General features: G+C 72.5%; 33 protein-coding genes. 20 read left to right on the forward strand and 13 right to left on the reverse strand.

The window, feature by feature from the left end; translation table 11 throughout:
• Nucleotides 1–35 precede the first annotated feature (35 nt).
• The 4 genes from BLS67_RS00815 to BLS67_RS00830 all read right to left on the reverse strand — a co-directional run bounded on the left by BLS67_RS00815 (nucleotide 36) and on the right by BLS67_RS00830 (nucleotide 2952).
• Entirely contained in the window at nucleotides 36–1808 is a 1773-nt protein-coding gene (locus BLS67_RS00815) for a putative bifunctional diguanylate cyclase/phosphodiesterase (protein ID WP_131801644.1), read from the reverse strand.
• Between the two features lie 82 nt (nucleotides 1809–1890).
• Nucleotides 1891–2346 carry a hypothetical protein gene (locus BLS67_RS00820; RefSeq protein WP_091238016.1) on the reverse strand — a complete coding sequence of 152 codons (456 nt, stop codon included), beginning with the start codon at nucleotides 2344–2346 and terminating at the stop codon, nucleotides 1891–1893.
• Nucleotides 2343–2759, reverse strand: a complete 417-nt coding sequence (locus BLS67_RS00825) for a TadE/TadG family type IV pilus assembly protein (RefSeq protein WP_091239123.1) — start codon at nucleotides 2757–2759, stop codon at nucleotides 2343–2345. The genes BLS67_RS00820 and BLS67_RS00825 overlap by 4 nt, the downstream gene beginning before the upstream one ends.
• A complete protein-coding gene (locus BLS67_RS00830; protein ID WP_091238018.1) occupies nucleotides 2752–2952 on the reverse strand; it encodes a hypothetical protein in 201 nt (66 codons plus the stop codon). The genes BLS67_RS00825 and BLS67_RS00830 overlap by 8 nt, the downstream gene beginning before the upstream one ends.
• A 29-nt stretch (nucleotides 2953–2981) precedes the next feature.
• Between BLS67_RS00830 and BLS67_RS00835 the strand changes: the two genes are divergently transcribed.
• From BLS67_RS00835 to BLS67_RS00900, 17 genes are all read left to right on the forward strand, one after another.
• Nucleotides 2982–4460: a recombinase family protein gene (locus BLS67_RS00835; RefSeq protein WP_091238021.1), complete on the forward strand. Its 1479-nt coding sequence runs from the start codon at nucleotides 2982–2984 to the stop codon at nucleotides 4458–4460.
• 147 nt (nucleotides 4461–4607) lie between these two features.
• Nucleotides 4608–4829, forward strand: a complete 222-nt coding sequence (locus BLS67_RS23360) for a hypothetical protein (protein WP_131801645.1) — start codon at nucleotides 4608–4610, stop codon at nucleotides 4827–4829.
• On the forward strand, nucleotides 4826–5263 hold the full coding sequence (locus tag BLS67_RS00840) for a hypothetical protein (protein ID WP_091238023.1): 438 nt from the start codon (nucleotides 4826–4828) through the stop codon (nucleotides 5261–5263). Before BLS67_RS23360 ends, BLS67_RS00840 begins: the two co-directional genes overlap by 4 nt.
• Nucleotides 5260–6297, forward strand: a complete 1038-nt coding sequence (locus BLS67_RS00845) for an AAA family ATPase (RefSeq protein WP_091238025.1) — start codon at nucleotides 5260–5262, stop codon at nucleotides 6295–6297. Before BLS67_RS00840 ends, BLS67_RS00845 begins: the two co-directional genes overlap by 4 nt.
• 289 nt (nucleotides 6298–6586) lie before the next feature.
• Nucleotides 6587–7258, forward strand: coding sequence for a recombinase family protein (locus tag BLS67_RS00850; protein ID WP_091238027.1), 672 nt, complete (start codon nucleotides 6587–6589; stop codon nucleotides 7256–7258).
• Between the two features lie 231 nt (nucleotides 7259–7489).
• A complete protein-coding gene (locus BLS67_RS00860; RefSeq protein ID WP_207500152.1) occupies nucleotides 7490–8005 on the forward strand; it encodes a hypothetical protein in 516 nt (171 codons plus the stop codon).
• Between the two features lie 53 nt (nucleotides 8006–8058).
• Nucleotides 8059–9516 (forward strand): terminase large subunit domain-containing protein, encoded by a 1458-nt coding sequence (locus BLS67_RS00865; protein ID WP_131801647.1) that lies wholly within the window; start codon nucleotides 8059–8061, stop codon nucleotides 9514–9516.
• Nucleotides 9517–9624: 108 nt separating this feature from the next.
• Nucleotides 9625–10407, forward strand: a complete 783-nt coding sequence (locus tag BLS67_RS00870; RefSeq protein WP_131801648.1) for a hypothetical protein — start codon at nucleotides 9625–9627, stop codon at nucleotides 10405–10407.
• Nucleotides 10408–10437: 30 nt separating this feature from the next.
• On the forward strand, nucleotides 10438–10623 hold the full coding sequence (locus BLS67_RS23365; protein ID WP_131801649.1) for a hypothetical protein: 186 nt from the start codon (nucleotides 10438–10440) through the stop codon (nucleotides 10621–10623).
• Nucleotides 10624–10748: 125 nt separating this feature from the next.
• Nucleotides 10749–10934 (forward strand): helix-turn-helix domain-containing protein, encoded by a 186-nt coding sequence (locus BLS67_RS24915; RefSeq protein WP_109504710.1) that lies wholly within the window; start codon nucleotides 10749–10751, stop codon nucleotides 10932–10934.
• A complete protein-coding gene (locus tag BLS67_RS00875; RefSeq protein ID WP_091238034.1) occupies nucleotides 10931–11119 on the forward strand; it encodes a hypothetical protein in 189 nt (62 codons plus the stop codon). The genes BLS67_RS24915 and BLS67_RS00875 overlap by 4 nt, the downstream gene beginning before the upstream one ends.
• Complete coding sequence (locus BLS67_RS00880) at nucleotides 11119–11742, forward strand: hypothetical protein (protein ID WP_091238036.1); 624 nt, start codon at nucleotides 11119–11121, stop codon at nucleotides 11740–11742. Before BLS67_RS00875 ends, BLS67_RS00880 begins: the two co-directional genes overlap by 1 nt.
• Entirely contained in the window at nucleotides 11742–11900 is a 159-nt protein-coding gene (locus BLS67_RS23595) for a hypothetical protein (protein ID WP_165617420.1), read from the forward strand. The genes BLS67_RS00880 and BLS67_RS23595 overlap by 1 nt, the downstream gene beginning before the upstream one ends.
• A complete protein-coding gene (locus tag BLS67_RS00885; protein WP_091238037.1) occupies nucleotides 11897–12187 on the forward strand; it encodes a hypothetical protein in 291 nt (96 codons plus the stop codon). Before BLS67_RS23595 ends, BLS67_RS00885 begins: the two co-directional genes overlap by 4 nt.
• Nucleotides 12178–14538 (forward strand): phage tail protein, encoded by a 2361-nt coding sequence (locus BLS67_RS00890; protein ID WP_091238039.1) that lies wholly within the window; start codon nucleotides 12178–12180, stop codon nucleotides 14536–14538. The genes BLS67_RS00885 and BLS67_RS00890 overlap by 10 nt, the downstream gene beginning before the upstream one ends.
• Nucleotides 14538–15065 carry a WhiB family transcriptional regulator gene (locus tag BLS67_RS24920; RefSeq protein ID WP_091238041.1) on the forward strand — a complete coding sequence of 176 codons (528 nt, stop codon included), beginning with the start codon at nucleotides 14538–14540 and terminating at the stop codon, nucleotides 15063–15065. Before BLS67_RS00890 ends, BLS67_RS24920 begins: the two co-directional genes overlap by 1 nt.
• Nucleotides 15066–15169: 104 nt before the next feature.
• The gene (locus tag BLS67_RS00900; RefSeq protein ID WP_131801650.1) at nucleotides 15170–15913 is read left to right on the forward strand and encodes a hypothetical protein; all 744 of its coding nucleotides are present in this window, start codon (nucleotides 15170–15172) and stop codon (nucleotides 15911–15913) included.
• A 37-nt stretch (nucleotides 15914–15950) separates the two neighbouring features.
• On the opposite strand, the gene BLS67_RS00905 is transcribed toward BLS67_RS00900, so the two are convergent.
• From BLS67_RS00905 to BLS67_RS24875, 9 genes are all read right to left on the reverse strand, one after another.
• Nucleotides 15951–16373: an RNA polymerase sigma factor sigma-70 region 4 domain-containing protein gene (locus BLS67_RS00905; RefSeq protein WP_091238046.1), complete on the reverse strand. Its 423-nt coding sequence runs from the start codon at nucleotides 16371–16373 to the stop codon at nucleotides 15951–15953.
• On the reverse strand, nucleotides 16370–16546 hold the full coding sequence (locus BLS67_RS23600; RefSeq protein WP_165617421.1) for a hypothetical protein: 177 nt from the start codon (nucleotides 16544–16546) through the stop codon (nucleotides 16370–16372). Before BLS67_RS23600 ends, BLS67_RS00905 begins: the two co-directional genes overlap by 4 nt.
• Entirely contained in the window at nucleotides 16543–16866 is a 324-nt protein-coding gene (locus BLS67_RS23370; RefSeq protein ID WP_131801651.1) for a hypothetical protein, read from the reverse strand. The genes BLS67_RS23600 and BLS67_RS23370 overlap by 4 nt, the downstream gene beginning before the upstream one ends.
• Nucleotides 16867–16934: 68 nt before the next feature.
• Nucleotides 16935–17177, reverse strand: coding sequence for a helix-turn-helix domain-containing protein (locus tag BLS67_RS00915; RefSeq protein ID WP_165617422.1), 243 nt, complete (start codon nucleotides 17175–17177; stop codon nucleotides 16935–16937).
• A gap of 65 nt (nucleotides 17178–17242) precedes the next feature.
• On the reverse strand, nucleotides 17243–18148 hold the full coding sequence (locus BLS67_RS00920) for a type II secretion system F family protein (RefSeq protein ID WP_242653682.1): 906 nt from the start codon (nucleotides 18146–18148) through the stop codon (nucleotides 17243–17245).
• Nucleotides 18145–19008: a type II secretion system F family protein gene (locus BLS67_RS00925; RefSeq protein ID WP_091238052.1), complete on the reverse strand. Its 864-nt coding sequence runs from the start codon at nucleotides 19006–19008 to the stop codon at nucleotides 18145–18147. The genes BLS67_RS00920 and BLS67_RS00925 overlap by 4 nt, the downstream gene beginning before the upstream one ends.
• Nucleotides 19005–20252 carry a TadA family conjugal transfer-associated ATPase gene (locus BLS67_RS00930; protein WP_091238054.1) on the reverse strand — a complete coding sequence of 416 codons (1248 nt, stop codon included), beginning with the start codon at nucleotides 20250–20252 and terminating at the stop codon, nucleotides 19005–19007. The genes BLS67_RS00925 and BLS67_RS00930 overlap by 4 nt, the downstream gene beginning before the upstream one ends.
• Nucleotides 20253–20439: 187 nt before the next feature.
• The gene (locus BLS67_RS24870; RefSeq protein ID WP_341350137.1) at nucleotides 20440–20751 is read right to left on the reverse strand and encodes a response regulator transcription factor; all 312 of its coding nucleotides are present in this window, start codon (nucleotides 20749–20751) and stop codon (nucleotides 20440–20442) included.
• Entirely contained in the window at nucleotides 20721–21110 is a 390-nt protein-coding gene (locus BLS67_RS24875) for a response regulator (RefSeq protein WP_341350138.1), read from the reverse strand. The genes BLS67_RS24870 and BLS67_RS24875 overlap by 31 nt, the downstream gene beginning before the upstream one ends.
• Nucleotides 21111–21253: 143 nt before the next feature.
• Here BLS67_RS24875 and BLS67_RS00940 point away from each other — a divergent pair, with 143 nt between their 5' ends.
• From BLS67_RS00940 to BLS67_RS00950, 3 genes are read left to right on the forward strand one after another with little or no spacing between them, the layout of a single operon-like run.
• The gene (locus BLS67_RS00940; RefSeq protein WP_091238056.1) at nucleotides 21254–21784 is read left to right on the forward strand and encodes a hypothetical protein; all 531 of its coding nucleotides are present in this window, start codon (nucleotides 21254–21256) and stop codon (nucleotides 21782–21784) included.
• Between the two features lie 28 nt (nucleotides 21785–21812).
• On the forward strand, nucleotides 21813–22946 hold the full coding sequence (locus BLS67_RS00945; protein ID WP_091238058.1) for a sensor histidine kinase: 1134 nt from the start codon (nucleotides 21813–21815) through the stop codon (nucleotides 22944–22946).
• Nucleotides 22943–24082, forward strand: coding sequence for a sensor histidine kinase (locus tag BLS67_RS00950; RefSeq protein WP_091238060.1), 1140 nt, complete (start codon nucleotides 22943–22945; stop codon nucleotides 24080–24082). The genes BLS67_RS00945 and BLS67_RS00950 overlap by 4 nt, the downstream gene beginning before the upstream one ends.
• Nucleotides 24083–24106: the final 24 nt, after the last annotated feature.

Genomic DNA, 24106 nt, shown 5'->3' on the forward strand with positions numbered 1-24106 from the left:
CCGCGCCTGGTTTTCCGGCGCGGACCGGGCGGGGATCAGCCGGTGAGGGCGGCGCGGCGCCGGCTGCGGGAGCCCATCCAGCGCGGGAGGTCCTCGGCCGGCATGGGCCGGGCGATGACGAAGCCCTGCGCGTAGGTGCAGCCCAGCGCCGCGACGGTGGCCAGCTGCTCGGGGGTCTCGACGCCCTCGGCCACGCTGCGCATGCCGCAGGCGCGGGCGAGGCTGACGACGGTCTCGACCGCGGCCGCGGACTGGCTGGCCTGCTTGTGGCCGACCCCGGCGATGCCCTGCACCAGCGACTTGTCGATCTTGAGGATGCCGGCCGGCATGGAGACGATCTGGCCCAGGCACGAGAAGCCGCTGCCGAAGTCGTCGATGGACACCTCGATGCCCGACACCCGCAGCTCGGCGAACTGCTCGGCCGCGCGCTCGGGGTCCTCGGCGACGCTGGTCTCGGTGAGCTCCAGCACCAGCCGCTCCGGGCGCAGCCCGCTGCTGGCCAGCACCGCGGTGACGTCGGAGACCAGGGTGCCCGACCCCATGTGGGTGGCGCTGATGTTCACCGCCGCGGTCAGCGGCAGGCCCATCGCGTCCCAGCCGGCGGCGTCACGGGCGACGGTGGCCAGCACCCAGCGGGTGAGCTCGTCGACCAGGCCGCTGGCCTCGGCGACCGGCACGAACTCCGAGGGCGGCAGGAGACCGCGCTCGGGGTGCTGCCACCGGACCAGGGCCTCGACCCCGGTGACGGTGCGGGTGCGCAGGTGCAGCAGCGGTTGGTAGTGGACGACGAGCTCGCCGGCCGCGATCGCGTCGCGCAGCTCGGTGGTCACCCGCAGCCGGCGCTGGGCGGCGTCCCGCAGTTCCTCCTCGAACAACCGCACGGTGTTGCGGCCGGCGGCCTTGGCCGCGTACTTGGCCAGGTCGGCGTCGCGGATGAGGTCGGCGGCGGTGCGCCGTTCGCCCCCGGAGACGGCGACGCCGATGCTCACCGTCAGCGGCACGGTCGCCCCGGCGACGGCGAACGGGTCGGTGAACACCACGCGGCAGCGCTCGGCCAGCCGCAGCGCCTCGTCGGGGCCGACGTCCCGCCCCAGGACGACGAACTCGTCGCCCCCCAGCCGGCCGACGGTGTCCAGCTCGCGGGTGGCGCGGGCCAGCCGGGCGGCCACCTGCCGGATGAGCAGGTCGCCGGTGTCGTGGCCCAGGGTGTCGTTGACCGCCTTGAACTCGTCGACGTCGAGGATCAGCACCGCCGTGGACCGCTCGTCGACCCCCGCCAGCTCGGCCTCGACCAGCTCCTGCAGGTGCACCCGGTTGGGCAGGTCGGTGAGGTGGTCGTACAGCGCGCGCCGGGCGCTGTCGCGCACGGCCTCGACGCTGGCGGTGATGTCGGTGTGGGTGATGACCAGCTGGCCCGACTCGTCGACCCGGGCGGCCTGCACGTGCACCCAGCGGCCCACCGGCGCCGGCCCGAGGGCGACGTCGACCGAGACGGGGGTGCCCCCGTGCTCGGTCAGGTCGCCCAGCCCGGCCAGCAGCAGGCGGACGTCGTCGTCGTCGCGGGCGGCCAGGACCGCCTCCGCGTAGTCGTCGCCGACGGCCAGGGGCAGGGCCGCCCCCTGCTCCAGCTGGCCGGCCCACGCGGCGTTGACCAGCAGGACGGTGCCCTCGGAGTCCAGCAGCGCGGTCGGCGAGGGGAAGGCGTCCAGCACCGCGGCCGGCACGGCGGGCACGGCCGGGGCACGTCGCCGGGACCGGTGCCCGGCCGCGCGCCCGCCGTCCGCGAGGGGGACGACGGGTGACGACACGTGGCCCAGCGTAGGGAACGGGAGCGGTTCCGTGTGCGTCGACCGGCGCGGCGTCGCCCCACCCGCCCCAGGGGTCCCGCGGTCAGGGGTCGACGTAGCGGTCGCGCTCCACCACGAACTGCCCGGTGGCGGTGTTGGCGTCGACGAAGTCGGGCAGCAGCGGCACCCGCACGGTGACCGTGACGCACACGCTGAACTCCTCCCCGGGCACCAGCGCCGGCGAGTACCCCCCGTTGGTGGCCGTGCACTCCACGCCCGCGGGCAGGTAGGCGACCCGGACGTCGGTGGCCTCGACCGACTGGTCCTCGACGGCCAGCGCGGCGGCCGCCTCCGCCCGCGCCGCCCCGGTCACCGGGTCCGGCGCGGTGCCGATGGCCCGGCCGGCCTCGCGCGCGGCGGCGTCGGCGGCGAACACCCCGCGCTGGACGGCGGAGAACCCGGCCACCAGGTAGACCAGCGGCACGAAGACCACCAGCGCGACGAAGACGAACTCGACGATCGCCGAGCCGCGCTCGCCGTCCTCCCGGTCCTCGATCACGGGGCCTCCTCGACCGCGCGTCCGGTCACCTGCAGCGGCAGCAGGTCGCCGAGGGCCGCCAGCAGGCTGGGCACGGCGCCCGAGCAGCGGACGACGACCAGGGTCAACCCGCTGGCGTCGACCTCCTGGTCGCTGGTGCAGGTGAGGCCGGCCGCCGTCCCGGTGCTGGTCGCCCGGCCGATGATCTCCAGCGCGCGGGGGGCACCCGCGGCGGCGGGCACGTCGGCGCCGGCTGCGTACCGGGCGCCCTCCTGGGCGCTGCTCGTGGCGACGTTGCGCACGTGCACGTAGACCGCCACCTGCAGCACGGCCAGCAGCAGGACCACGACCAGCACCGACACCAGGGCGAAGTCGACGACGGCGCTGCCCCGCTCGCGGCCCGGCTCGCCGTCGTCGGTCGTCGGGTCAGCCACCACCGCTGGTGACCGAGGTGAGCGCGGTCTGCACGGCGTCGACGATGGCGGTGCGGAACGGGATGAGGATGGCCAGCACGAGGGCCGCCGTCATCACGGTGATCATCACCCAGCCGGGGACGTCGCCCCGCTCGGGGTCGGCACCGCGCACCCGGTCGAGGACGGCGATGACCACCTGGGTCAGGAACAACATGCGGATCTCCTCACTGGGCCAGCGTCACGATGCTGATCAGGCCGGGGAACAGGGCGAACAGGACCGTCACGGGGAGCACCAGGAAGACGACGGGCACGACGGTTGTCAACCGTTACCCTTTGGGCGTGTCGCACCGTCCTCGCGCCTTCATCTACGCCCGCCAGTCCCTCGACCGGAGCGGTGAGGGTGCCGCCGTAGACAGGCAGGTAGCCGACTGTCGGGAACTCGCGGAACGGCGCGGGTGGGACGTCGCCGAGGTCATCACCGACAACGACATGTCGGCCAGTACCGGCAAGGTGCGGCCCGGCTACCAACGCCTCCTGGCCGCGATGCGGGCCCGCTCACTGGAGCACGCCGTCGTCTGGCACGTGGACCGCCTCACCCGCCGGATGCTCGACCTGGAGGAGGTCATCGGCATCTGCGAGCAGACCGGCGTCCGGCTCTCCACCGTCACCGGCGACCTGGACCTGTCGACCGACACCGGCCGGATGCTGGCGCGCATCCTCGCCTCCGTCGCCCGCGGGGAGATGGAGCGGAAGGGCGTCAGGCAGCGCCGGGCCAACGAGCAGCGTGCCGAGGCAGGCCACATGGGCTGGACCCGGCGCCCGTTCGGGTACGACCGCACCGACGGACAGGTGGTGGTGGTCGAAGAGGAGGCCACCGGCCTCAGGCAGGCAGCCAAGTCCGTCATGGCCGGCGGCACCCTCGCCGCAGCTGCCCGCGCCCTGGACGCCGCGGGACTCCCGACGTCCACCGGGGGGAAGTGGAATGTGAAGGGGCTGCGCTACGTCCTCCTGAACCCCCGCTACGCCGGCCGGGTCACCTACAACGGCGCCGAGATCGGCGAAGGCACCTGGCCCCCGATCTTCGACATCACGACCCAGGACCGTCTGACCGAGGTGCTCCACGACAGCGCGCGACGGATGCAGCAGGGCACCGAGGCGAAGTACCTCCTGAGCGGGGTCGCCCAGTGCGGCCGGTGCGGTGGCGTGCTGTTCGCGACCCCGGTCGGCACCGGCAGCTACCGCGCCATGGCTTACCGCTGCCGGGTCTGCTTCCTCGCCCGCAACCTCGGGCGGGTCGACGAGATCGTCGAGGGGGCCGTGCTGGCTCGCTTGCAGCGTCCGGATGCTGCCGGGCTGGTTGGCGAGCCGGAGGACGTGGAGCGGCTACGGCACGAGGTCGGAGAGCTCAAGCAGCGCCGGGACGACCTGGCCGGGCTGCTGGCCGACGGACTGCTGTCGGCCAGCGCTGTCCGCGAGCGGTCGTCCGGGCTGACCAAGCGCATCGCCGACATGGAGGGGCGGATCAGCGCGGCGCTGGGCAACTCCCCCGTCGCAGCGCTGGTCGGCGCGGCCGACATCGCCGCGGTGTGGTCCTCGCTGACGGTGCGGCGGCGCAAGGAGGCCGTGTCGGCACTGATGACCGTCACGGTCCTGCCGGCAGGCAAGGGGCAGCGGTTCAACCCTGAGCTGATCCAGGTCGACTGGCGGGTTTCGGACGGCTGACACCCATAGACACACCCTTGTGTTGCAGGGCGTCGGCAGCCGCAGGCCGATGGCAACACAGCTGAGTCGGAGCACTCCGACGGGTGGGTAGAGCGGGCCCACCGGAGGTGACCGGACTACTCCACCGGGTCGGCACTGGAGCACTCCATGTCCAGCCAGTCAGAACGCGCCCGCGCCCAGTGGGCAGGCCTCACCCCCGAAGAGCGCGCTGCCCGTCTCGTGCCCGCCCACCGAGCGAGGAAGTACACCAACGCCGAGGACTACATCCGACGGCTCGTCGACTCCGCACCGCCGCTCACCGAGGAGCAACGCACCACCCTCGCCGGCATCCTGGCCCCGGCCCACCGCAAGCTCAAGGCCAGCGCGTGACCGCGCACGAAGGGCCGGCCCCGCAGCCCACGGGAACCGGCCCCACCGAGAACGTCGCCGCCACCAAGCCGCTCAGCCTCGGCCAGCACGGTAGCCGCGAGGGTGTCACCCGCCTGCCGTCGGAGCGGTTCCATGTCCAGCTCCGACGAGCTCGCCGGCGCGCCGCCGTGGCGGAGCGAGCGGCGCGCCATGTGGACGGCACGCCAGTCCCCTGCGCGCGCTCGCTCCGGGTGGAGGTTGGTCGACACACCGCCTGGCTGCACGGTGAGGACGTCCGTGCCTTACTCGCAGTTGCGCAGATCGACGGCAAGCACAAGCAGTACGACGGCGAACGCGAGTGCTGGATGGTCCCCGTCGACTACGCCGACCAGGTCATGACCGTCGCCGAGTGGCACCAGCGCCGCCTCGTCACCCAGGAGGCGGTCGACCGGTGAGCGACAACCCTTGGGAGGGCGCTCCGCTACCACCGGAACCACCGAGCTGGGAACCGTCGCCAGCCACAGACGCCCCCCGCCTGGCCGAGCACGTCGACATCGCCGCGCTCCTGGCCGGGGGTCTACCTGAGCCACCGCAGCCCGTCCTTCTGCGGCGCCAGGACGGCCACGCCCTGTTCTACGCCGGCATGGTCAACGTCGTCTTCGGAGACCCCGAGTGCGGCAAGACCTGGATCGCGCTGGCCGCGTGCGTGGAGGCCCTCCAGAGCGATCGACGAGCCACCGTGGTCGACGTCGACCACAACGGCGCCTCCGAGATCGTGTCCCGCCTCCTACTCCTCGGCGCGCACCCCCAGACGCTCTCGGACCCCAGCCTGTTCCGGCTCTACGAACCCGACGACGCAGACGAACTCCGGGCCACCGTGACCGCTCTGCGGCTCTGGAGACCGGCCGTGGCCATCGTGGACAGCCTGGGCGAGGTCATCCCCATGCTCGGTCTGTCGTCGAATTCCCCGGACGACTACAGCACCGCCCACCGCAGCGTCCTCACCGCCCTCGCAGACGCCGGCGCAGCGGTCATCGCCGTCGACCACCTGCCGAAGAGCGACGACGCCCGTGTCCACGGCCAGACCGGCACCGTCGCCAAGAGGCGCGCCGTCAACGGCACCAGCCTCCGCGTCACCCTCGCGACCACCTTCATCCCCGGCCACGGCGGCGCAGCCAACCTCGTCATCCACAAGGACCGCCACGGCGGCCTCCGGGCGCACTCCCCAGCAGACGGCAAGCACCCACCTGCCGGCCGGTTCGTCCTCAGCGCCAGAGACGACGGCACAGCCGACTGGTGGGTCACCAATCCCGACAACGCCACCGAGCCGCTCACCAGCACCACACACGAGCTCCACGCCGACATCGCCGAACTCGACTCCCTAGAGCCGGAACCCACCTCCGTCAGAGACGTCAAGAACCGCCTCGGATGGGGCGGAACACGAGCCACCAACGCGCTCCGCGCATGGAAGGAACACCTCGCAGCATGAGCACCTACAAAACCCCGGAAACCCGGGCAACTGGTGGCGTTCCCCGTTCCCCCTCCTACGTCGGGGGGAACGCGGAACACGCACTCCAAGTCCGTTCCTCCGGAACGTTCCGCGCGTTCCCGGAACACCAGGACATGGAGTCGGGAGAGAGGGCCGAGAGGTCGACGCCTGCCGCTTCCTCGATCTGCCGGAATGCCGCGCACGCACGCGACGAGCTGAGCGTCTCCGCTGAGGCTGATGGCGGCGTGGTGCTGTACGGGATACGACCGTTTACTGTACGGTCTCACCCATGGCACCGGCCCTCACCCACACTCCCCCGCGAGCGATCGGCTACGTCCGCGTCTCGACCGCCGGACAGTCGGCGAGTGGTGCGGGCATGGATGCCCAGCGGGCAGCCCTGCGCGCCGAGGCTGAACGCCGAGGCTGGGACCTCGAACTCGTTGAGGACGCCGGCTACTCGGCGAAGGACCTCAACCGCCCGGCGCTCACAGATGCGCTGGAGCGGCTGGACCGCCACAGGGCTGACGTCCTGGTGGTCTCGAAGCTGGACCGCCTGTCCCGCTCGGTGCACGACTTCAGCGGTCTGCTGCAACGGGCTGAGCGGCGGGGCTGGTCCGTCGTCATCGTTGACCTGGGGGTCGACACCACGACGCCTGCGGGCGAGGCGAACGCCACCGTCATGTCCGCCTTCGCCCAGCTCGAACGGCGCCTCATCGGCCAGCGCACCCGTGAGGCTCTCGCCGCGAAGAGGGCTGCTGGTGTCCGCCTCGGCCGCCCGCAGGCGCTCAGCGGCGACGTGGTGGCCCGCGTCGTGGGCATGCGCCGGGACGGCGCCAGCTTCCGGACGATCGCGGCTCAGCTCCAGGACGAGGGCGTCCCGACTGCTCGGGGTGGGGCGACGTGGCACGCGTCCTCCGTCAAGGCCGTGTGCGAGTCGCAGGCAGCGGCCGACCTCAACTGACGCCCATGCCCCCGGCCACCTGATCGCACGCGGGGCAGTGCCGCGCCACGCTGGCCCAGCTTCTGCGGACCACGCGTGCACTGCTGACGTCCTGTCCGCAGACGGCCTGGTCGGAATCGACCTCGACGAGGTGACGGATCTTCTCGTCGAACCCTGGGATCGGGTACGGGGGCGGGGTCTCTGCGACGGTCCACACGACGTGCAGCCTGCCGTACACGCGCAGGTTCTGTCGTGACCGCCGAGGGAACCTGGGTGCCGGCGTTCCCGGGTCAGCGTCCGCCGTTCGAGCCGGGTCACACGCTGTCGATGCAGCACGGTGCGTGGTCTCCGCGGCGGGTGGAGCCGCTGGCTGCGGAGATGGTGGCTGTGGTCGAGGACGACCCCACGGTCACCTGGCTGCGTCCGGTCGACCGGCCGGCACTGTGGGCGTGGGCCCGTGCGGAGGCGCAGGTGCAGCTGCTGACGGAGTACTTGGCGAAGGCGGCTGAGGAGACCGGCGACGGGGTGGGCGACCTCGACGCGGACCGGGTGCAGTCGGCGTACCTGCTGCTGCACCGGGCTGAGGCGCGGGCGACGACGGGCCGGACTCGTCTGGGGCTCGACGCCCTGTCGCGGGCCCGCCTGGGGCGCGACACCGCGGCGACGAACGTGGACATGGCCCGGCTGATGGCCGAGCTGGAGCGGCAGGCGAAGGACGGTGCGGCGCCGACTCGGGTGCCGCCGGCGACCAGGGGGGGCGAGGCGTGACGCTGGCTGGTGGGTTGACGCGACAGGACGTGGAGCGGGCGCAGGAGGACCCGGTGGTCTTCGCCGAGGTGATGATCGGAGACCCGTTGTTCGCTCATCAGGTGGAGGTCGTCCGTTCGGAGGCGCGGTACCGCGTGATCTGCGCCGGTCGGCGGGCCGGGAAGTCGCACCTGTATGCGGTGTTGGCGCTGCACCGAGCGTTCTCGCGGAGCGGGTCGCGGGTGTTGATCGTGTCGGCTGGTGAGACGGCCGCGAAGCGACTGTTCGCCGAGGTGGCTTCGATGGCGAAGCGGCCCCTGTTGGGCGGGTCGGCGGTGGACGAGACGACGTCGACGCTGGTGCTGTCGAACGGGTCGCGGGTGGAGTGCGTGCCGGCGTCGCAGAAGGCGGTGCGGTCAGCCGAGGCTGACCTGCTGATCGTGGACGAGGCTGGGTGGGTCGGACAGGACGTGTGGGAGGCGGCCGAGCCGATCATCGCCGCGCGCCCCGGGTCGCGGGTGCTGCTGGCGTCCACGCCGTGGGAGCCGGTTCCAGGGCACTTCTTCCGGCAGATGTGGCGGTCTGGGATGGACGCGCCGACTCAGTGGCTGGAGTCATGGCACTGGCCGTCGTCGGTGTCTCCGCTGTTCGATGCCGCTTGGTTGCAGTGGAAGAAGGAGACCTCCTCGCCCGACTACTACCAGCGGGAGTACCTGGCCGAGTGGACGGAGTCGGGAGGGTCCTACTTCCCTGCACAGGAGCTGATGGCGGCGGTGGCGGACTACCGCCAGCTGCCCCCGGACGAGGCTCGGGGGGCGCTCGCAGTGGCGGGCGTGGACTGGGGGTTCCGCCGAGACGCGAACGCGCTGGTGCTGGTGTCCGCGCTGGACGACGGGGACCTCAACCTCGCCCGCTTCCCCGACGAGCCGGTGTTCTACATCCCGTTCCTGGAGGAGGCGTTCCACAAGCCCTACGCCGACTTCATCGAGCGGGTCGTCGAGGTCGGGGACCCCACGCCGCACTGGGGTCAGGGGCAGCAGGGGTACACGCTGCGGTGGCTCCTGGCCGAGGAGAACGGTGTCGGCGAGCCGGCGGTGCAGCAGCTCCGCCAGCGGGCCAGGGCCCGCTGGGGCCGCTCGACGGGCATCCGCGGGGTGTGGACGACGAACCGGCTCAAGGCCAACGGCTACGGGGCGCTGCGGCTGCTCATCCAGCAGGGCCGCATGGTGCTCCCCCGGCATCCGGAGCTGCTCAAGCAGCTCCACGCCCTCACGACGGAGATGCTGCCTGGGGGCGGAATGCGCATTGCGGTGCCGGACAACGTGGGCCACGACGACCTGGCCGACGCGCTGATGCAGGCGATGGCGTCGGTGCGGACGAACCCGATCGGTCGGTGGACGGACCGGTCGGAGAGTCTCGGTGAGGTGGTCTCGACGACGGGCGGGGTGCTGCTGCGCAACCGGCCGGTGCCGCTGTGGCGACCGGAGGCGTTCACGGCGCCGCGGGCTGGAGACGCGTCAGACGACTGGTGATGCCATGGGAGGAGCCGGACCGGTATCGTTCCTGAACGGCCGCCAGGGGGGTGTGCCGGTCGCGGTACCGCTCTTGGTGGCCCGGCACGGGGTTCATCGGAGTGCAGCTTGTCCGTCGGGAGCAAGACCGTCATCGCGGTGCGCTCGACGGCTGCGGTGGTCGCCGCCGTGGGCGTGGTCGGAACAAGTGCGCAGCAGGCTGGCGTGTGGGACGACCCACCCGTCGGATTGCTCTGGACGTGCATCGTGTCGCCGGCGGCCGTAGCCATCGGAGAGCAGATCCGAGGCATCGTGAAGGAGCGCAAGTCTGGCTCCCGCGAGGAACGGCAGCAGGCTGTCGACCTGGCCCTCACCCAGGCAGTCCTGCGCATCCACGATGCGACGGGGTTCGACAAGTACGACATCGGTGTCAGCGTCTGGCGGGTGCGCAGTCCTCGTCTGCGCTGGCTCACAGGCGGGCACGGTTCACTCCAGCGCGTGGGCCGCCGCCGGTTCAACCCTCGCCCTACGCCCAGTGACATCACGTGGACGAGGGGCAAGGGGGTTATCGGGCTCTGCTGGGAGGGGCAGGACGAGCTCCACAAGGACCTCCGCCCGGCGTGCAAGAAGTACCCGAATGGCGCGTGCACGGAGACGCGCTGGCAGTCCGTGAGTCCCGACCTGCGCATGGGTATGTCGCTGGAGGAGTTCCGCATGATGATCGGGAAGTACGGGGAGGTGCTCGCGATGCCGATCAAGTCGGCGAAGGGAACTTTTCTCGGGTGCGTCGCAGTTGACGTTCCCATCGAGGCGTGCAACCCGGATGATGTGGCGAAGCTCGGGACGACCGCCGTCAGGAACATCGCAGCCGCTACCGCGGACGTGATGCAGGAGGTTTTCGGGGATGCGTAAAGCAGGCCCGAACGAGGTAGGAGGTGCTACGTGAACGCCTCATCGGCAAGCGCAGCCAGCAGGGGTAGACGCGCACTCGTTCGTCAGTACGGCGAGCAGGGTGCTTCCTACCTCGAGCACCTGCAAGAGGTGACCGGCAACAACCGCTACTTGCAGTCGGCGATCGACAAGGTTCAGCAGCGCGCCGAGGAACGGGACGACAAGAAGCGCGACTAGACGATCTTCACGACCAGAACGCCCCACACCGTTACCGGTGTGGGGCGTTCTTGCGTTGCAGACCCCCTGACCTGCACTTTGTTGAACTAGCGAACGGCTGACACCCCGCCCACGACCGTGGATGCGTGACCTCCCGAGAAGCCGCTGCGCTCCTGCGGACGACTCCAGGAGCGGTGCGCGCCCGTGCTCGTCGCGGGTCCCTGCCGGGCGCCTACCGGGTGGGGCGGGACTGGCATGTCCCGCTGTCCACGGTGGTCGCGGTCATGGCCCAGTCGAGCACCACCCAGCCCAGGAGGACCCGAGCAGCATGACGCCAGCCCAGTGGAAGACGGCCCACGCCGCCAACCTCACCGCCGCCCTGAACGATCTGAACACGGTGCCGGACACCGAGCACGCGTTCACCGCGGCCGCCCGCAGCAACACGATGGGCACGACCGTGAACAGGTTCGCGTCCTGCGGCCGTGACCTGGTCACCGAGCTCGGGAAGGTGACCTGATGCTCTCGTGGTCGGCCATCTACGGACGGCTGGGCGCCGACCGCCGCCGCGACCTGGACCTGGTCGAGCAGGAGGCGCGCAACGCGGAGACCGAGGTCGCCGACCTGGAGAACGCGGTCCGCCGTGGCGACGACGTCGAACCGGGGCAGGTCGAAGCTGCCGAGGCTCGGGGGCGGCACGTCCGGTTGCGCCTGGATGGGGTGGCCGCGAAGCACGACCGTGTGCTCCACGAGGCGCAGATGGGGTGGGCGCGCGAGGTGCACGCAGCTGCAACCGCCCTCGACGACGAGGTGGTCTTCGGTGCCGTGGATGGCGTGGCCGAGGCCCTCGCGCTGCTGATCAAGGTGGTGCCCGACTGGAACGAGCGGTTCACGGTCGTGCTCGACGCCGCGCGCCAGGTTCCGGCCGAGCTCGGGGTCGACGTCGGCGAGGTACACGGCGCCCTGCGCATCGAGGGGCGCAGCAAGCGGCGCGTGGACCTCAGTCAGCTCGTCCACCAGGCCCTCTACGACGCAGTCGGCGGCGACCTGACCCGCCTGGCAGGCAGCGAGTTCCAGAACAAGGCGCAGGCCGCGCACAACACGCGGCTCACCTTCAAGGACAGCGCCCGAGCGGGCATCTGATGACCGACCTCACCCGGAAGCAGATCGAGGACATGTCGACCGAGGAGCGGCAGAAGCGGCTCCCCGAGATCAACGAGTGGGCCAAGACCTACCGCGGTGAGCCGGGCCACAAGCTGCACCTCACCCCGGAGCAGGTCAACCCCGGCCGGTCGTCGTGATCGTCCGACCCTGGGCGCCGGAGTTCGAGGTGCCCGACGAGGTGCCGGCGGCCGCCCTGGGCCCGCTGGAGGTCATCCACCAGCAGGCGCGGATGGGGCAGGAGTGCACCACACAGCAGGAGGTGGACCTCCTGCTGTCCGTGTTCACCCCCCGCCAGTACCGCGCCATCCGCTGGCACGGCGAGCACGGCATGCAGCACGTCATCCGGCAGCTCATCCACGGCTGGGGCGAGGCCCACCGCGGTGCGCCCGGTCCATGGATCGAGGAGCCCATCTCATGCCGATGACCGTCGCGGAGCTGCGCGCAACGTACGCGGTCGACGAGTCCCCGCTGGAGCGGTCCCTGCGGAACCTGGCCTCGATGGCGGGCCCGGCCGGCATGGAAGCTGGCCGCGAGCTGGGCCAGGGCTGGGCGCGCGGCGCTGACAGCGAGGTCCGATCGTCCCGCGGCGACTTCGAGGGCGCCGGGGAGAACGCCGCCGGGGGCGTGTCGACGGGCTTCGACAACGGCTCGAAGGGCTGGGCGGCCAGCATGGGCGCCAAGGCGGCCGGGATCGCGGTGCTGGTTGGCGCGACGTTCGTGTCCGGGTTCATGGACGCGATGGAGGCCGACCAGCTCAGCGACCGAACCGCGGCCGCGCTCGCCCTCACCGGCCCGCAGGCCGAGGTCGCGGGTGAGGTCGCGGGCAACCTGTTCGCCGGCGCCTACACCGACTCGATGGGGGCGGCGAACGAGGCCGTCGAGGCAGTGATGTCCTCGATCTCGGGGATGCGTGACGCCAGCGAAGCGGACCTCACCGACATCTCCGGCGCGGCCCTGAACCTGTCCCGCACGTTCGGGGTGGACGTCCAGCGGTCCGCGCAGGTCGCCGGCCAGATGATCACCAACGGTCTCGCCGGGGACGGCATCGAGGCGTTCGACCTGCTGGTGGGCGCGTCGCAGAAGGTGCCGGCAGCGATCCGGGACGACCTGTTCGACGCCACCGACGAGTACGGCCAATTCTTCGCCACCCTGGGGTTCACCGGTGAGCAGGCGATGGACCTGCTGGTGGGTGCCTCCGAGCAGGGCATGTACGGCATCGACAAGCTCGGCGACTCCATGAAGGAGCTCGGCATCCGGGTGACCACCATGGACGCCAACGCGATCACGGCGTTCGACTCCATGGGCCTCAACGCGCAGGACATGGCCAACCGCATGCTCGCCGGTGGCGGCACCGCGCAGCAGGCCACCCAGCAGATCGTCGACGGGCTGCTGTCCATGACTGACCCGGCTGCGCAGGCTCAGGCGGCTGTGCAGCTGTTCGGCACCCCGCTGGAAGACCTCAACACCGGCGAGATCCCGGCGTTCCTCCAGTCCCTCCAGGACGCGGGAGGCGGGATGGAGGGGTTCGCCGGGTCAACCGGCCGCCTCGGCGACCAGCTTAACGACAACGCCACCGCCAGGTTCAACGCCTTCAAGCAGGCCGCCCAGCAGGCGTTCGTCGAGTTCATCGGCGATCGCCTTCTCCCCATGCTCGAAGACTTCGTCGGCTGGCTGCGCTCGACGTTCGGGCCCGCGTTCGACGAGATCAAGAACGTCTTCTCCGCGGTCGCCGAAGCGTTCTCCAGCGACGGGGAGAAGGCCGGCGGCGCCATCGGCCGCATCCAGGAGGTCGTGCAGGCCGTCATCGACTTCGTCGGCCCCGCCTTCGAGACCCTCAAGTCGATCTTCTCCACCGTCGTCGAGGTCATCGTCGGCCTCTGGGACACCTTCGGCGACACGATCCTCGGCTACTGGTCCAGCACGGTGGAGAACCTCGGCACCGTCTTTCAAGGCGCGCTGGACATCATCCAGGGCATCCTGGACGTCTTCATCGGCCTGTTCACTGGCGACTGGTCGCAGGTGTGGGACGGCGTCAAGGGCATCTTCTCCGGCGCCTGGGACGTCATCACCGGCGCCTTCCAGCAGGCCCTCAACTTCATGGGCACCCTCGCCTCCATCGGGCTGACCGCCCTGTCGGCGCTGATGTCCTCGGTCTGGGACGGCATCAAGAGCGCAGCATCGTCGGCCTGGGAATCCATCCGAGGCGCGGTGTCCACCGCCTGGACCAACATGGTCGGCGCGGTGTCCACCGGCGTCACCAACGCCGTGGAGTGGGTGCGCGGCCTGCCGTCGCGGATGTTGTCCGCCCTGGGGAACTTGGGGTCCCTGCTCGCCTCGGCCGGCACCGACCTGCTCCATGGTCTGTGGAAGGGCATCCAGGACGCGAAGAGCTGGCTCCTGCGGAAGGTCGGCGACTTCTTCGGGGACCTCCTGCCAGGCTGGGTGCGCGACATCCTCGGCATTGCCTCACCGTCGAAGGTGTTCGCCGAGATGGGGCACTTCCTGATGCTGGGGTTGGCTCAGGGCATCGACGGCAGTGCGAGCGAGGCCGCCGCTGCAGCAGCCCGGGCCGCCGCGGCTGTCACGTTGGCCGGTTCGACCACGATGACCCCCGCGTCGCTCGCGGCGATGGGCAACCAGTCCGCGCAGGCGTCCCTGATGGGCGGCGGCACCGGCGGCCACACGGTCAACATCGGCTCCATCGAGACGATGGAGGCGATCGACGCAGCTGACCTGTCGCAGAAGCTCGTGGTCGAGATGCGGACCCGCGGCTGATGACAGCAGCTCTGCCGCTCAGGCCACCGGACTGGACCACCGACGGCCTGTGCCTCGGCGTCGGTGCCGGCGCGCGGGACCTGTGGCACATCAAGGGCCAGGAGGAGCGTGCCCGCGCCATCTGCGCCACCTGCCCCGTCCGCTACGACTGCGCCCTCCTCGCGCTCACCGAGACCATCGACAGCGGCGTGTGGGGTGGGCTGACGGTGCAGGACCGCAAGGTCCTGGCCCGCGAGTACGGCTTCGAGCCGCCGGGCGCCCCGCCGCACGGCTCACGTGCCCGGTACGTGCATCGGGACTCGCCCTGCCGACCGGCACTGACGGGCAGGCCCTGCCCGTCACCGTTCACGTGCCGTGACGCGCACAGCAGGTGGGCCAAGGAGCGCCGGGCGAACGGGGCCTGGGTGCGCAGTCCGGACCGGTCGCGGGAGGTTGCGCCGGTCACGGTCACCCGAGTGCACCGCCCGGTGGTCCTCATCCGAGCGCAGGTGCGCCGCGCCAAGGCCACTGGCCGACGACGCCGGTAGGGCCCTCGATGCGTGCACTGCGGCCAACAGGTGGCGTGCTGCGCATCCGACACTGGCAGCGCGTCTCGCAGGGTTGTGTCGGACCCCCTCGCTAGCGTCCCTTCATGCCCCAGTTGCTGGTCCCGGCGGTCCATCTCCGCGATCTACCCAAGGATGAACGTGGCGCGATGGTCCCCGCTGAGGCCGGCTACGACGCCGCTGGCGTTCCCAACCAGTCCAAGATCAACCCCATCATGAAGTTGATCTTGCCGGCCTTCCGCGCTTGCCCGGTCTGCGGCTTCGCCATCAAAGCCGAGGACTCGGTCTACCGGCTGCACGACACCTACAGCCGGCAGGCCACTCGCGAGGAGCTCCGTCGCGACCAGGTGAGCGAGCTCGACATCTTCGGCCACCGCATCTGCATGCTGTACAGCGCGATGGTCTGCCCATTCTGGAGGTCATCGAGGAGCAAGTTCGGCAAGGACAGCGCGTTCCACGGCGACGGAAAGCGCGGGCCTACGCCGAGCCTGATGGGGTTCCGCGACTATGCCGTCCTCGTTGACGCGACTCAGCCAGTAGCCGGACCCACTGCCCAGCAGTTCGTTTTCGTGTGCCGCCAGCTAGTAGAGGACACCGTCTTCGACGACCCGTTTGAAGCGTTTGCCGATCAGTACGACCGGGACCGCAAGGCGACTGGAGGGTCACTCATCCGCGGCCGTCGTAGGCACTACGCGCCCGAGCTCGGAGGGGTCAAGCGCCTACAGAAGGACCTGATGCAGGTGCTCGGTTCGCTGCGCACCATTCCTCCGGACGCCATCGTCGACCTGGAGGGGCGGGAGATGGGGCTGTTCGGATCCGGCTGGCTGTAGGCAGGGGTACCCACCAGACGAGTACCCCTGCCTGCTCTCAGCCCAGGTCGGCAAGCATCTCCAGCGCCCACGCAGGCGGGACGTTGGTGACGTGCCACCCGCGGTCGGCGCTGAACCCGATTGCGGGCGCCGCTAGGTCGACCTCGATGGGTGGTGGTGGTTCCGTCGCGGGCGCCGACGGAACCACCACCACGGTCGGCTTCGCCTTGGCCACCGACCGCTTCATCACGTGCGGCAAGGGTGTCAGGCTCGGCACCAGCGTCAGGTCTCGACGCGGGCGGCGGGGTCCCTGCGGTCCCGGCCTTCGGGCCTGCACACCCCTGCGGCGTAGGTCGTTGAGCACGGTCGCCTGCGTGGTGCCCAGCGCCTCCGCGACCTCGTAGGAGGTGAGCCCCTCCCCGTAGAGCCGGACCACCTCGTCAGCGCGGTCGTGCGCCCACTGCTGCCGGGCCGTGGTCATGCGGTCAGCCCCGCGAACTGCCCGGCCCAGACCACCACGGTGAAGAAGGCGACGGACAGCTGGGTCGCGAACAGCGGGAGCGCCAGCACCAGGGCGCCGATGACGACGTCGCGGACGATGCGCCCGCGACGGGTCAGGCGCAGCGGTGGCTGAGCGTGCCGGCCCCGGCTCACTGGCCGGCCTCGTCGAGCACCTGCGCCAGCGTGGACGACAGGGCGCGGGCGACCCGGAGGTCGAGGTCTCGCCCGTCGAGCAGGACGACGGCCGGCTCCCACGCGCCGTCGCTGAGCTGCTGGGTCCGCTCCAGCTGCACCGAGATGTCGCCGCAGAAGCGGATGGCGCCGCGGTGCACCCGGAACGCGTCCGGGCGCCCGATGTCGGCGTCCTCGTGGCGCAGGCACCAGGACGGACAGGGGGTGTCAGAAGCCGTCTGCGTCTCGCGCAGCGTGGCGGGCGGGACGGTACAACGGCCGGAACCGATAACTTCCCTCATGGGTCCACTCCAAGCGTGGATCAAGGTCCCGTCGTCCGGTTGCAGCCAGGCGGCGGGACCGCTTCACCTCAGCCGGGCGGCCAAGGTGCGTCTGTGGCCCTAATCGGGCTGGTGGTGGTGCGGGCGGCGATGAACTCCTCCAGAACGGCGCGGGGCACCCGGAGGCGCGGGCGGCCGCCCTTCACCGCGTGGATGTCGGTGTAGGCGAGCAGCCCGTGCTCGATGAGCCGGCGGACAGAGCTCTCGCTGACCTGGAGTTCGGCGGCCACGTCGTCGAGAGTCAGCAGCAGGGGCCGATCGTCGCTGGTCACGGCCGGGATGGTGCCACTGGGACGCACCAGCTTGCAGGGCGTGTCAGAGCGTCTCGTAGCCGTGGTCACCGCTGCTCCCTCCGTCGGTAGGACGGGGAAACCATGACTCTTGCGACCATCATCTGGATCTCCTTGGCCCCGCCGGCCTCGAGCAGCCGTCGCTTGCCGGCCTCGCGGACGTCGGCGGCCTGGGCGCGCAGCACCTCGGCCAGCGGGGTGCCGCGCTCGATGGCCACGACCAGCCCGTCGACGAAGCGGGCCAGCGCGTCGACGGAGGTGCGGTCGGCGACCTGCTGCAGCGCGGTGACCAGCGGGACGCCGGCACGGGCACGACCGAGTGCGCCACCGAGCTCGCGGGCCAGCTCGCCGCCGGACAGCCGGGTCACCCGGGCGATGGCCGCGGTCGGGCTCTCGCCGGCGGTGACGGCCAGCGCCAGCAGCTCGGCGACCACGGGGAACTCCGCCAGCAGCAGGGTCTCGCGCCGCTGGACCTGCTGGCTGAGCCACCAGTCGCGCCCCAGGACCCCGCTGACCAGACCACCGACGCACACCAGGGCCGCGCTGAGCAGGTTCAGGCTGCCCGTGGCCCCGGCGACCAGGAGGGTGGCGACCCCGCCGCCGAGCAGCCCCAGCCCGCCCCACACGACCTGCTCGACCCGGAAGTCCTCGACGGTGGTGTCCGCGCCGAGCGCGGCCAGCCGGCGGCGCACCGCCACCCGACCACCCAGCAGGCGGTCCACGAACCGGGCGCCGTCGGTCAGCGCGGGCCCGAACACCCGGCGGGCGGCCGAGAGCATGCCCGGCTCGGTGGCGGTGCCCAGCAGCCGGGACGGCGGCGGGGTGTCCTGCACGTAGGGCGCCAGCCGGTCGACCAGCCGGACCGGCCGGGACGGCGGGGCGTACCGGAGCACCAGGACCAGCCCGAGCGAGGTGGTGAGGCCCAGCAGCATGCCGAGCACGCCGGGGGTCACTGCAGCACCCGGACGTCCTGCGGCAGGCGCCCGATCCGCAGCATGAGCCGGTAGGCGACGAAGCAGACCGCTCCCCCGCCGACCAGGATGGCCGTGCCCGCGGGGCTGTCGTAGGCGGCCAGGGTCTGGCGCTGGGTGGCGAGCAGGAGCAGCACCACCCAGGGGGCGGCGACGGCGAGCCGGGCGGCCTGCACGATCCACCCCTGCCGGGTCTCGAGCTCGGCGCGGGCCCGGGCGTCCTCGCGCAGGAAGGTCGCCAGGGTGCGCAGCACCCGGCCCAGGTCGCTGCCGCCGACCTCGCGGGCCACCCGGAGGGTCTCGACGATGCGGTCACCCACCGGGTCGGCGAGGTCGTCCTTGAGCCGGTCCAGGCACTCGGCGAACCGGCCGGTGGCCCGGTGGTCGGCGGCGAACCGGGCGAAGGGCGCGCGCAGCACCTCGGGCCCGCGGACGGCCAGGGCGGAGAGCGACTCGGGCAGCGACAGGCCGGCCCGCACCGCCGACGCCAGGTTGTCGACCACCTCGGGCCACACCTCGCGCAGGTCGGCGCGGCGCTTGCCGGCCAGCCGGCGGACCAGCAGGTGGGGGGTCGCGGCGCCGAACGCGCCGAAGGCCAGCGAGATGGTGATCGTGCCGGTCGTGACCAGGACCAGGACGGCGACCACCAGCCCCAGCACGACCTGCAGCGCCAGCAGCTGCGCGGGGTTGATGCCGGTCAGCCCCGCGGCGGAGATCAGCTGCTGCCGGCGGCCGGGACGGCGGGCGGTGGTGCGGCGCTGCGGGGCGCGCGGACCGCTGCGCCAGACCAGCAGCAACCCCACCCCGAGCGCCAGGCCGAGGAGTGCGCCGGGGACGGTCACCGCCGGTCCCCCAGCAGCTCGGCGAGGTCGAACCCGGCGGCGGCGAAGCGCTCGGGGTGCGGCGGGTACCCGTCGGCCCGGACCAGCCGCCCGTCGCGGCTGGTGAACACGTCGGCGGTCTCGATGACGGTGCCCTCGGCCCGGCCCGGCAGCGCCACCACCTCGCGCACCCGCCGGTGCCCGGACGGGTCGGTGCCGACGTGGACGACGAGGTCGACGCTGCTGGCCACCGTGGGCACCACGAAGGCGTGGCCGATGTTCTCGCCGGCCAGCAGCGGCAGCGTGCACATCTTGACCACGGCCTCCCGGGCGCTGTTGGCGTGCAGGGTGCACATGCCGGGCAACCCGGAGTTCAGGGCGATCAGCAGGTCGAGGCACTCCTCCTGCCGCACCTCGCCGACCACCAGCCGCGAGGGCCGCATGCGCAGCGCCTCCTTGACCAGCCGGCGCAGCGGGATCTCACCGGCGCCCTCGAGGTTGGGCTGGCGGGTCTGCATCGCCACCACGTCGGGCAGCGGCACCCGCAACTCGAAGACCTCCTCCGCGGTGATCACCCGCTCGCGCGCCGGGATCGCCGAGCAGAGGCAGTTCAGCAGCGTGGTCTTGCCCGCCTGGGTGCCTCCGCTGACCAGGATGTTGAGCCCCGCCGCGACCGCCGCCTCGAGGAACCGGGCCACCTGGGTGCCCAGCGTGCCCAGGGCCACCAGCTCGTCGAGGCTGTGCGCCTGCAGCACGAACTTGCGGATGTTGACCGCCATGTGCCGCCGGGTGACGTCGGGGATCACGACGTGCAGGCGCGACCCGTCGGGCAGCGTGGCGTCGACGAACGGGGTCGACATGTCGACTCGTCGACCCGAGGTGCGCAGCATCCGCTCGACCAGGTCGGCGAGCTCGCCGGCGCCGAGGATCGTGGTGGTCAGCTCGCTGCGCCCGCGGCGGGCCACGAAGACCCGGCCGGGCTCGTTGACCCAGATCTCCTCGACCTCGGGGTCGTCCAACCAGCGCTGCAGCGGCCCGAAGCCGGCGACCCGGTCCAGGACGTCGCGCAGCACGCCCTCGGGGTCGGCCAGCGGCGGCAGCGAGGAGGACAGCGACCGCTCGGCGTAGTCGGCGACCACCTCGCGGACCAGCGCCCGCACCGGGCCCGGGTCGACCGCGGGGTCCAGCCCGCGCCGGCGGACGAGCTCGCGCACCTCGGCGTCGACCAGGTCCAGCGCAGTCGCCGCGGCGGGCAGCACGGACACGCAGGACTCCCCCCGGGGACGACGGACGACGGAACCGCGAAAATACGGTCCCGCCCGCCTCCGCGGGAGCCCGATCGAGCAGCCTGTGGACAGCCGGCCGCAGAGCAACCCGATCGGGTGAACGGCGCCGGCACGCACCGGACGCAGGCAGCCACGCACCGTGACCCTGAGATGTGCTCGAGCGGCCCTACCGGGAGCGGGTCACGAAGCCCGTCTCGTAGGCCAGGACGACGGCCTGCACCCGGTCCCGGACGCCGAGCTTGGCCAGGATGCGGGCGACGTGGGTCTTCACCGTCGTCGCGGCGACCGTCATCTCCGCGGCGATCTCGGCGTTGGACAGCCCGCGGGCGACCAGCCGCAGCACCTCGCGCTCGCGGTCGGTGAGCCCGGCCATCGCACCCGGGACGCCGGGGGGCGCCTCCGCGGCGGCGAACTGCTCGACCAGGCGGCGGGTGATGGAGGGTTCGATCAGCGCGTCGCCGTGCGCCGCGGCCCGCACCGCCCGACCAGCCGCGCGGCGGGGGTGTCCTTGAGCAGGAAGCCGTAGGCGCCGGCCCGCAGGGCACGCACCACGTACTCGTCCAGGTCGAACGTCGTGAGGACGACGACCCGCGGCCCGCCGGGCACCCGCACCAGGTGCTCCGTGGCCGACAACCCGTCCAGGCGGGGCATCCGGATGTCCATCAGGACGACGTCCGGCCGCAGGCTGCCGGCCAGCTCGACGGCCTCGACGCCGTCCGCCGCCTCGCCGACCACCTCGATGCCCGGCTCGGACCCCAGGATGACGCGGAACCCGGCCCGGAGCAGCTGCTGGTCGTCGGCCAGCAGCACCCGGATCGGCTCGGCTGGTTCGGGCACGCGCCGATCATGCCCGGCGTCGTCCTCGAGGAGTACGTGCGCGGCGCAGATCGTCCGCGATGAGGACGCCCCGGGTGGTCGCCGGTCCCTAGCTTTCGCCCAGCGCACCGGACCAGTCGGTGCCCACCGAAGGGAACTCGGCGATGACCAGCATCCTCCGCGGCGTCCGGCCGCTCGACGTCGTCCTCGCGACCGCGATGACGGCACTCGGCGTCCTCCTGATGGTGTTCAACACCCAGGGCAGCGACGACGGCACCCGGATCGGCTCCACCTCGTGGCTGATGGTCCCGGTCTTCGCGGCCGCGACGCTGCCGGTCCTGCTCCGGCGCCACCACCTGTGGGCGGTCCTGGGCGTCACCGCGGCGGCGCTCGCCGTCCACGACGTCGCCTTCGGCTGGGTCGTCCGGTGCGGCGCCGGCCTGCCGCTGTCCTTCGCGCTGGCGTACGCGGCCGGGCGCCTGCTGACTGACCGCCGGCGGTCCGTCGCCGCCGTCGTGGCGGTGGTCGGCATCCAGTTCCTTGTGCTGGTGCGGGACTCGGCCGCAGGATTGGACATCATCCCGGTCACCGCGGTGATCGCGGCGGTGTTCTGGGGTGTCGGGCTCCTCGTGCAGCGGCGCACGCACCACGTCGCCGCACCGGTGCCGGCCACCCCCGCCGAGACCCTCGTCTGACCGGGCGGCACGGTCCGGGGAGGTCGTGGTGGGGTCGCAGGCGGGGCACCGCATCCGGCCGCTGGACGCCGTCCTCGCGGGGGTGCTCGCCGCCCTGGCCGCGGTCCTCGCGGTGGAGGACGTGGTGTCCCTCGACGACGCCGTCCGGGTGGACTCCCGGTCGTGGTGGCAGGTGCCGCTGTTCGTCGCCGCCGTCCTGCCCGTCCTCCGGTGGCGGCGCAGCCTGGTCGGCGTGGTGGTGGCCTGCACGGCCCTGATGGCGGTGCACGTCCTCCTGTTCGGGCACACGGTGCGCTGCGGTGCCGGGCTGCCGCTGGCCTTCGTGCTGGCGTTCCTGCCCGGCACCGCGTACCCGCGGTGGCCGCAGCGGCTGACCGCGCTCGGCGGGAGTGTCGTGCTCGCCGCCGTCGTGCTGGTGCAGGACACCGCGGCCGGGCCGGAGATCCTGCCGGTGGTGGTCCTGCTCCAGGCCGCGCTGTTCGGGATCGGGCTGGTGGTGGCGCAGCGGGCGGCGATGGCCCGCGAGCTGCGCCGGCGCAACGCGGACCTGCGGGTGCTCCGGGACGAACGCGCCGCCCTGGAGGTCGGCGACGACCGGGCCCGGCTCTCGCTCCGGCTGGAGGCACTGCTGGACCAGCGGCTGGCCCTGCTGGCGGCGGCGGCCGACGGGGGGCGGACCGCCGCCGACCCGGCCGCCCTGCAGGCGGTGCTCGTCGGCATCGAGGAGGACAGCCGCCGGACCCTGCACGAGATGCGCGAGCTCGTCGGGCGGTTGCGCGGCGGTGACGTCGCCCTGGCCCCGGCACCGTCGGTGGCCCACCTCGACGCCCTGCTCGCCCAGCACGGCAGCTCGCGCCTGCAGGTGGGCGGGGACCCCCGGGTGCTGCCGGCCAGCGTCGAGCTCTCGGCCTACCGGATCGTCGAGCACCTGGTCCCGGTCCTGGCCGACGGGCCCGGGGCACCGGTCGGGGTCGCGGTGACGTTCACCTACACCGCGCTGGAGATCCTCGTCGCCGGCTCGGTGCCCCGGGGTTCGGATCTGCGGACCGCCGTGGCCCGGGCCCGCGAGCGGGCCGTGCTGCACGCCGGGTCGCTGGACCTGAAGGTGACGCGGGGGCGGGCGCGGGTGCTGGCGCACCTGCCGGTGCTGGGCGAGGCGTGACCGGGCGCCGCCTGGACCTGCTGCTGGCCGCGGCGGCCCTGGCGCTCACCCTGGTCCCGCTGCTGGCCGGCGACGACCTGCGCGGTCCCGGCGAGTGGGTCGGCGCGGTGTGCCAGGTCACCGGCGCCCTGGTCCTGGCGCTGCGGAGCCGGTGCGCCGTCCCCGTCCTCGTCGCCGGGCCCCTGCTGATCGGGGTCTGCACCCTCACCGGCCCCGACCCGAGCGACTTCCTGCTGCCGGTGCTGATGGTCCACGCCGCGCTGGCCGCCGAGCACGCCGGCGGTCGGGCGGCGTGGGTCGCGGGGGTGGGCTGGGCGGCCTACCTCGCCGTCCTGCTCGTCCTCGCGGGGGACGGCGGCCCCGGGCTGCTCGTCCTCGTCGCGCCCGGGTTCCTCGCCGGCACCGCGCTGCGGCTGCGCCGGGAGACCGCCGAGCAGCTGGCCGCGCGGGGCCGCGAGCTGGCGGCGGAGCGGGAGCTGTTCGCCGAGCTCTCGGTGCGCAACGAGCGGGCGCGGATCGCCAGCGAGCTGCACGACATCGTCGGGCACGCGCTGAGCGTGGTGGTCGTGCAGTCCGCCGCCGGCCAGCGGTTGGCACCCCACTCACCGGGTGCGGCCGTCGAGTCCCTGGCGGCCATCGCCGACTCCGCCCGTCTCGGCCAGGCCGACCTGCAGCGGCTGGTCGTCCTGCTCGCCGGGACCGGGGTCGCCGACCCGGACCTGTCCCTCGTCGACGAGCTGGTCGCGCACGCCGCCCGCAGCGGTCTCCGGGTCACCTGCCGGCTGACCGGCTCCCGCGAGGGCCTCCCCGCGGACGTCGCCCACGCCGCGGTCCGGGTCGTGCAGGAGAGCCTGACCAACGCCCTGCGGCACGCCCCCGGCTCGGACGTGCACGTCGAGCTCGACGGCGGCGGCGACCGGTCGGTGACCGTCCGCGTGGAGAACGGCCCCGCCACGGGGCAGCCGCCCGCCCTGCCCGGCACGGGCCGCGGCCTCATCGGGCTGCGCGAGCGGGTGGTCGACCTGGGCGGGACCTTCGCGGCCGGGCCGGCGCCCACCGGCGGTTGGGCCGTGCATGCGGCTCTGCCCGGCGACGCCACCCGGATGTGCGGTACTGAACCAGCACGGATGTCGTAGCCTCGCGCTGACCCGGAGACCGGA

Source organism: Klenkia soli (genome assembly GCF_900103975.1).
In the GTDB taxonomy this organism is placed as follows: Bacteria; Actinomycetota; Actinomycetes; order Mycobacteriales; family Geodermatophilaceae; genus Klenkia; species Klenkia soli.

What these genes read in the sequence shown, in the direction of transcription:
- BLS67_RS23595 (WP_165617420.1), top strand. Translation starts at nt 11,742, where the DNA reads ATGACCGACCTCACCCGGAAGCAGATCGAGGACATGTCGACCGAGGAG.
- BLS67_RS00940 (WP_091238056.1), top strand. Translation starts at nt 21,254, where the DNA reads ATGACCAGCATCCTCCGCGGCGTCCGGCCGCTCGACGTCGTCCTCGCG.
- BLS67_RS23370 (WP_131801651.1), bottom strand. Translation starts at nt 16,866, where the DNA reads ATGAGGGAAGTTATCGGTTCCGGCCGTTGTACCGTCCCGCCCGCCACG.
- BLS67_RS00880 (WP_091238036.1), top strand. Translation starts at nt 11,119, where the DNA reads ATGCTCTCGTGGTCGGCCATCTACGGACGGCTGGGCGCCGACCGCCGC.
- BLS67_RS00900 (WP_131801650.1), top strand. Translation starts at nt 15,170, where the DNA reads ATGCCCCAGTTGCTGGTCCCGGCGGTCCATCTCCGCGATCTACCCAAG.
- BLS67_RS23360 (WP_131801645.1), top strand. Translation starts at nt 4,608, where the DNA reads ATGTCCAGCCAGTCAGAACGCGCCCGCGCCCAGTGGGCAGGCCTCACC.
- BLS67_RS00830 (WP_091238018.1), bottom strand. Translation starts at nt 2,952, where the DNA reads ATGTTGTTCCTGACCCAGGTGGTCATCGCCGTCCTCGACCGGGTGCGC.
- BLS67_RS00835 (WP_091238021.1), top strand. Translation starts at nt 2,982, where the DNA reads ATGCTGATCAGGCCGGGGAACAGGGCGAACAGGACCGTCACGGGGAGC.
- BLS67_RS00875 (WP_091238034.1), top strand. Translation starts at nt 10,931, where the DNA reads ATGACGCCAGCCCAGTGGAAGACGGCCCACGCCGCCAACCTCACCGCC.
- BLS67_RS24920 (WP_091238041.1), top strand. Translation starts at nt 14,538, where the DNA reads ATGACAGCAGCTCTGCCGCTCAGGCCACCGGACTGGACCACCGACGGC.
- BLS67_RS00905 (WP_091238046.1), bottom strand. Translation starts at nt 16,373, where the DNA reads ATGACCACGGCCCGGCAGCAGTGGGCGCACGACCGCGCTGACGAGGTG.
- BLS67_RS00890 (WP_091238039.1), top strand. Translation starts at nt 12,178, where the DNA reads ATGCCGATGACCGTCGCGGAGCTGCGCGCAACGTACGCGGTCGACGAG.
- BLS67_RS00850 (WP_091238027.1), top strand. Translation starts at nt 6,587, where the DNA reads ATGGCACCGGCCCTCACCCACACTCCCCCGCGAGCGATCGGCTACGTC.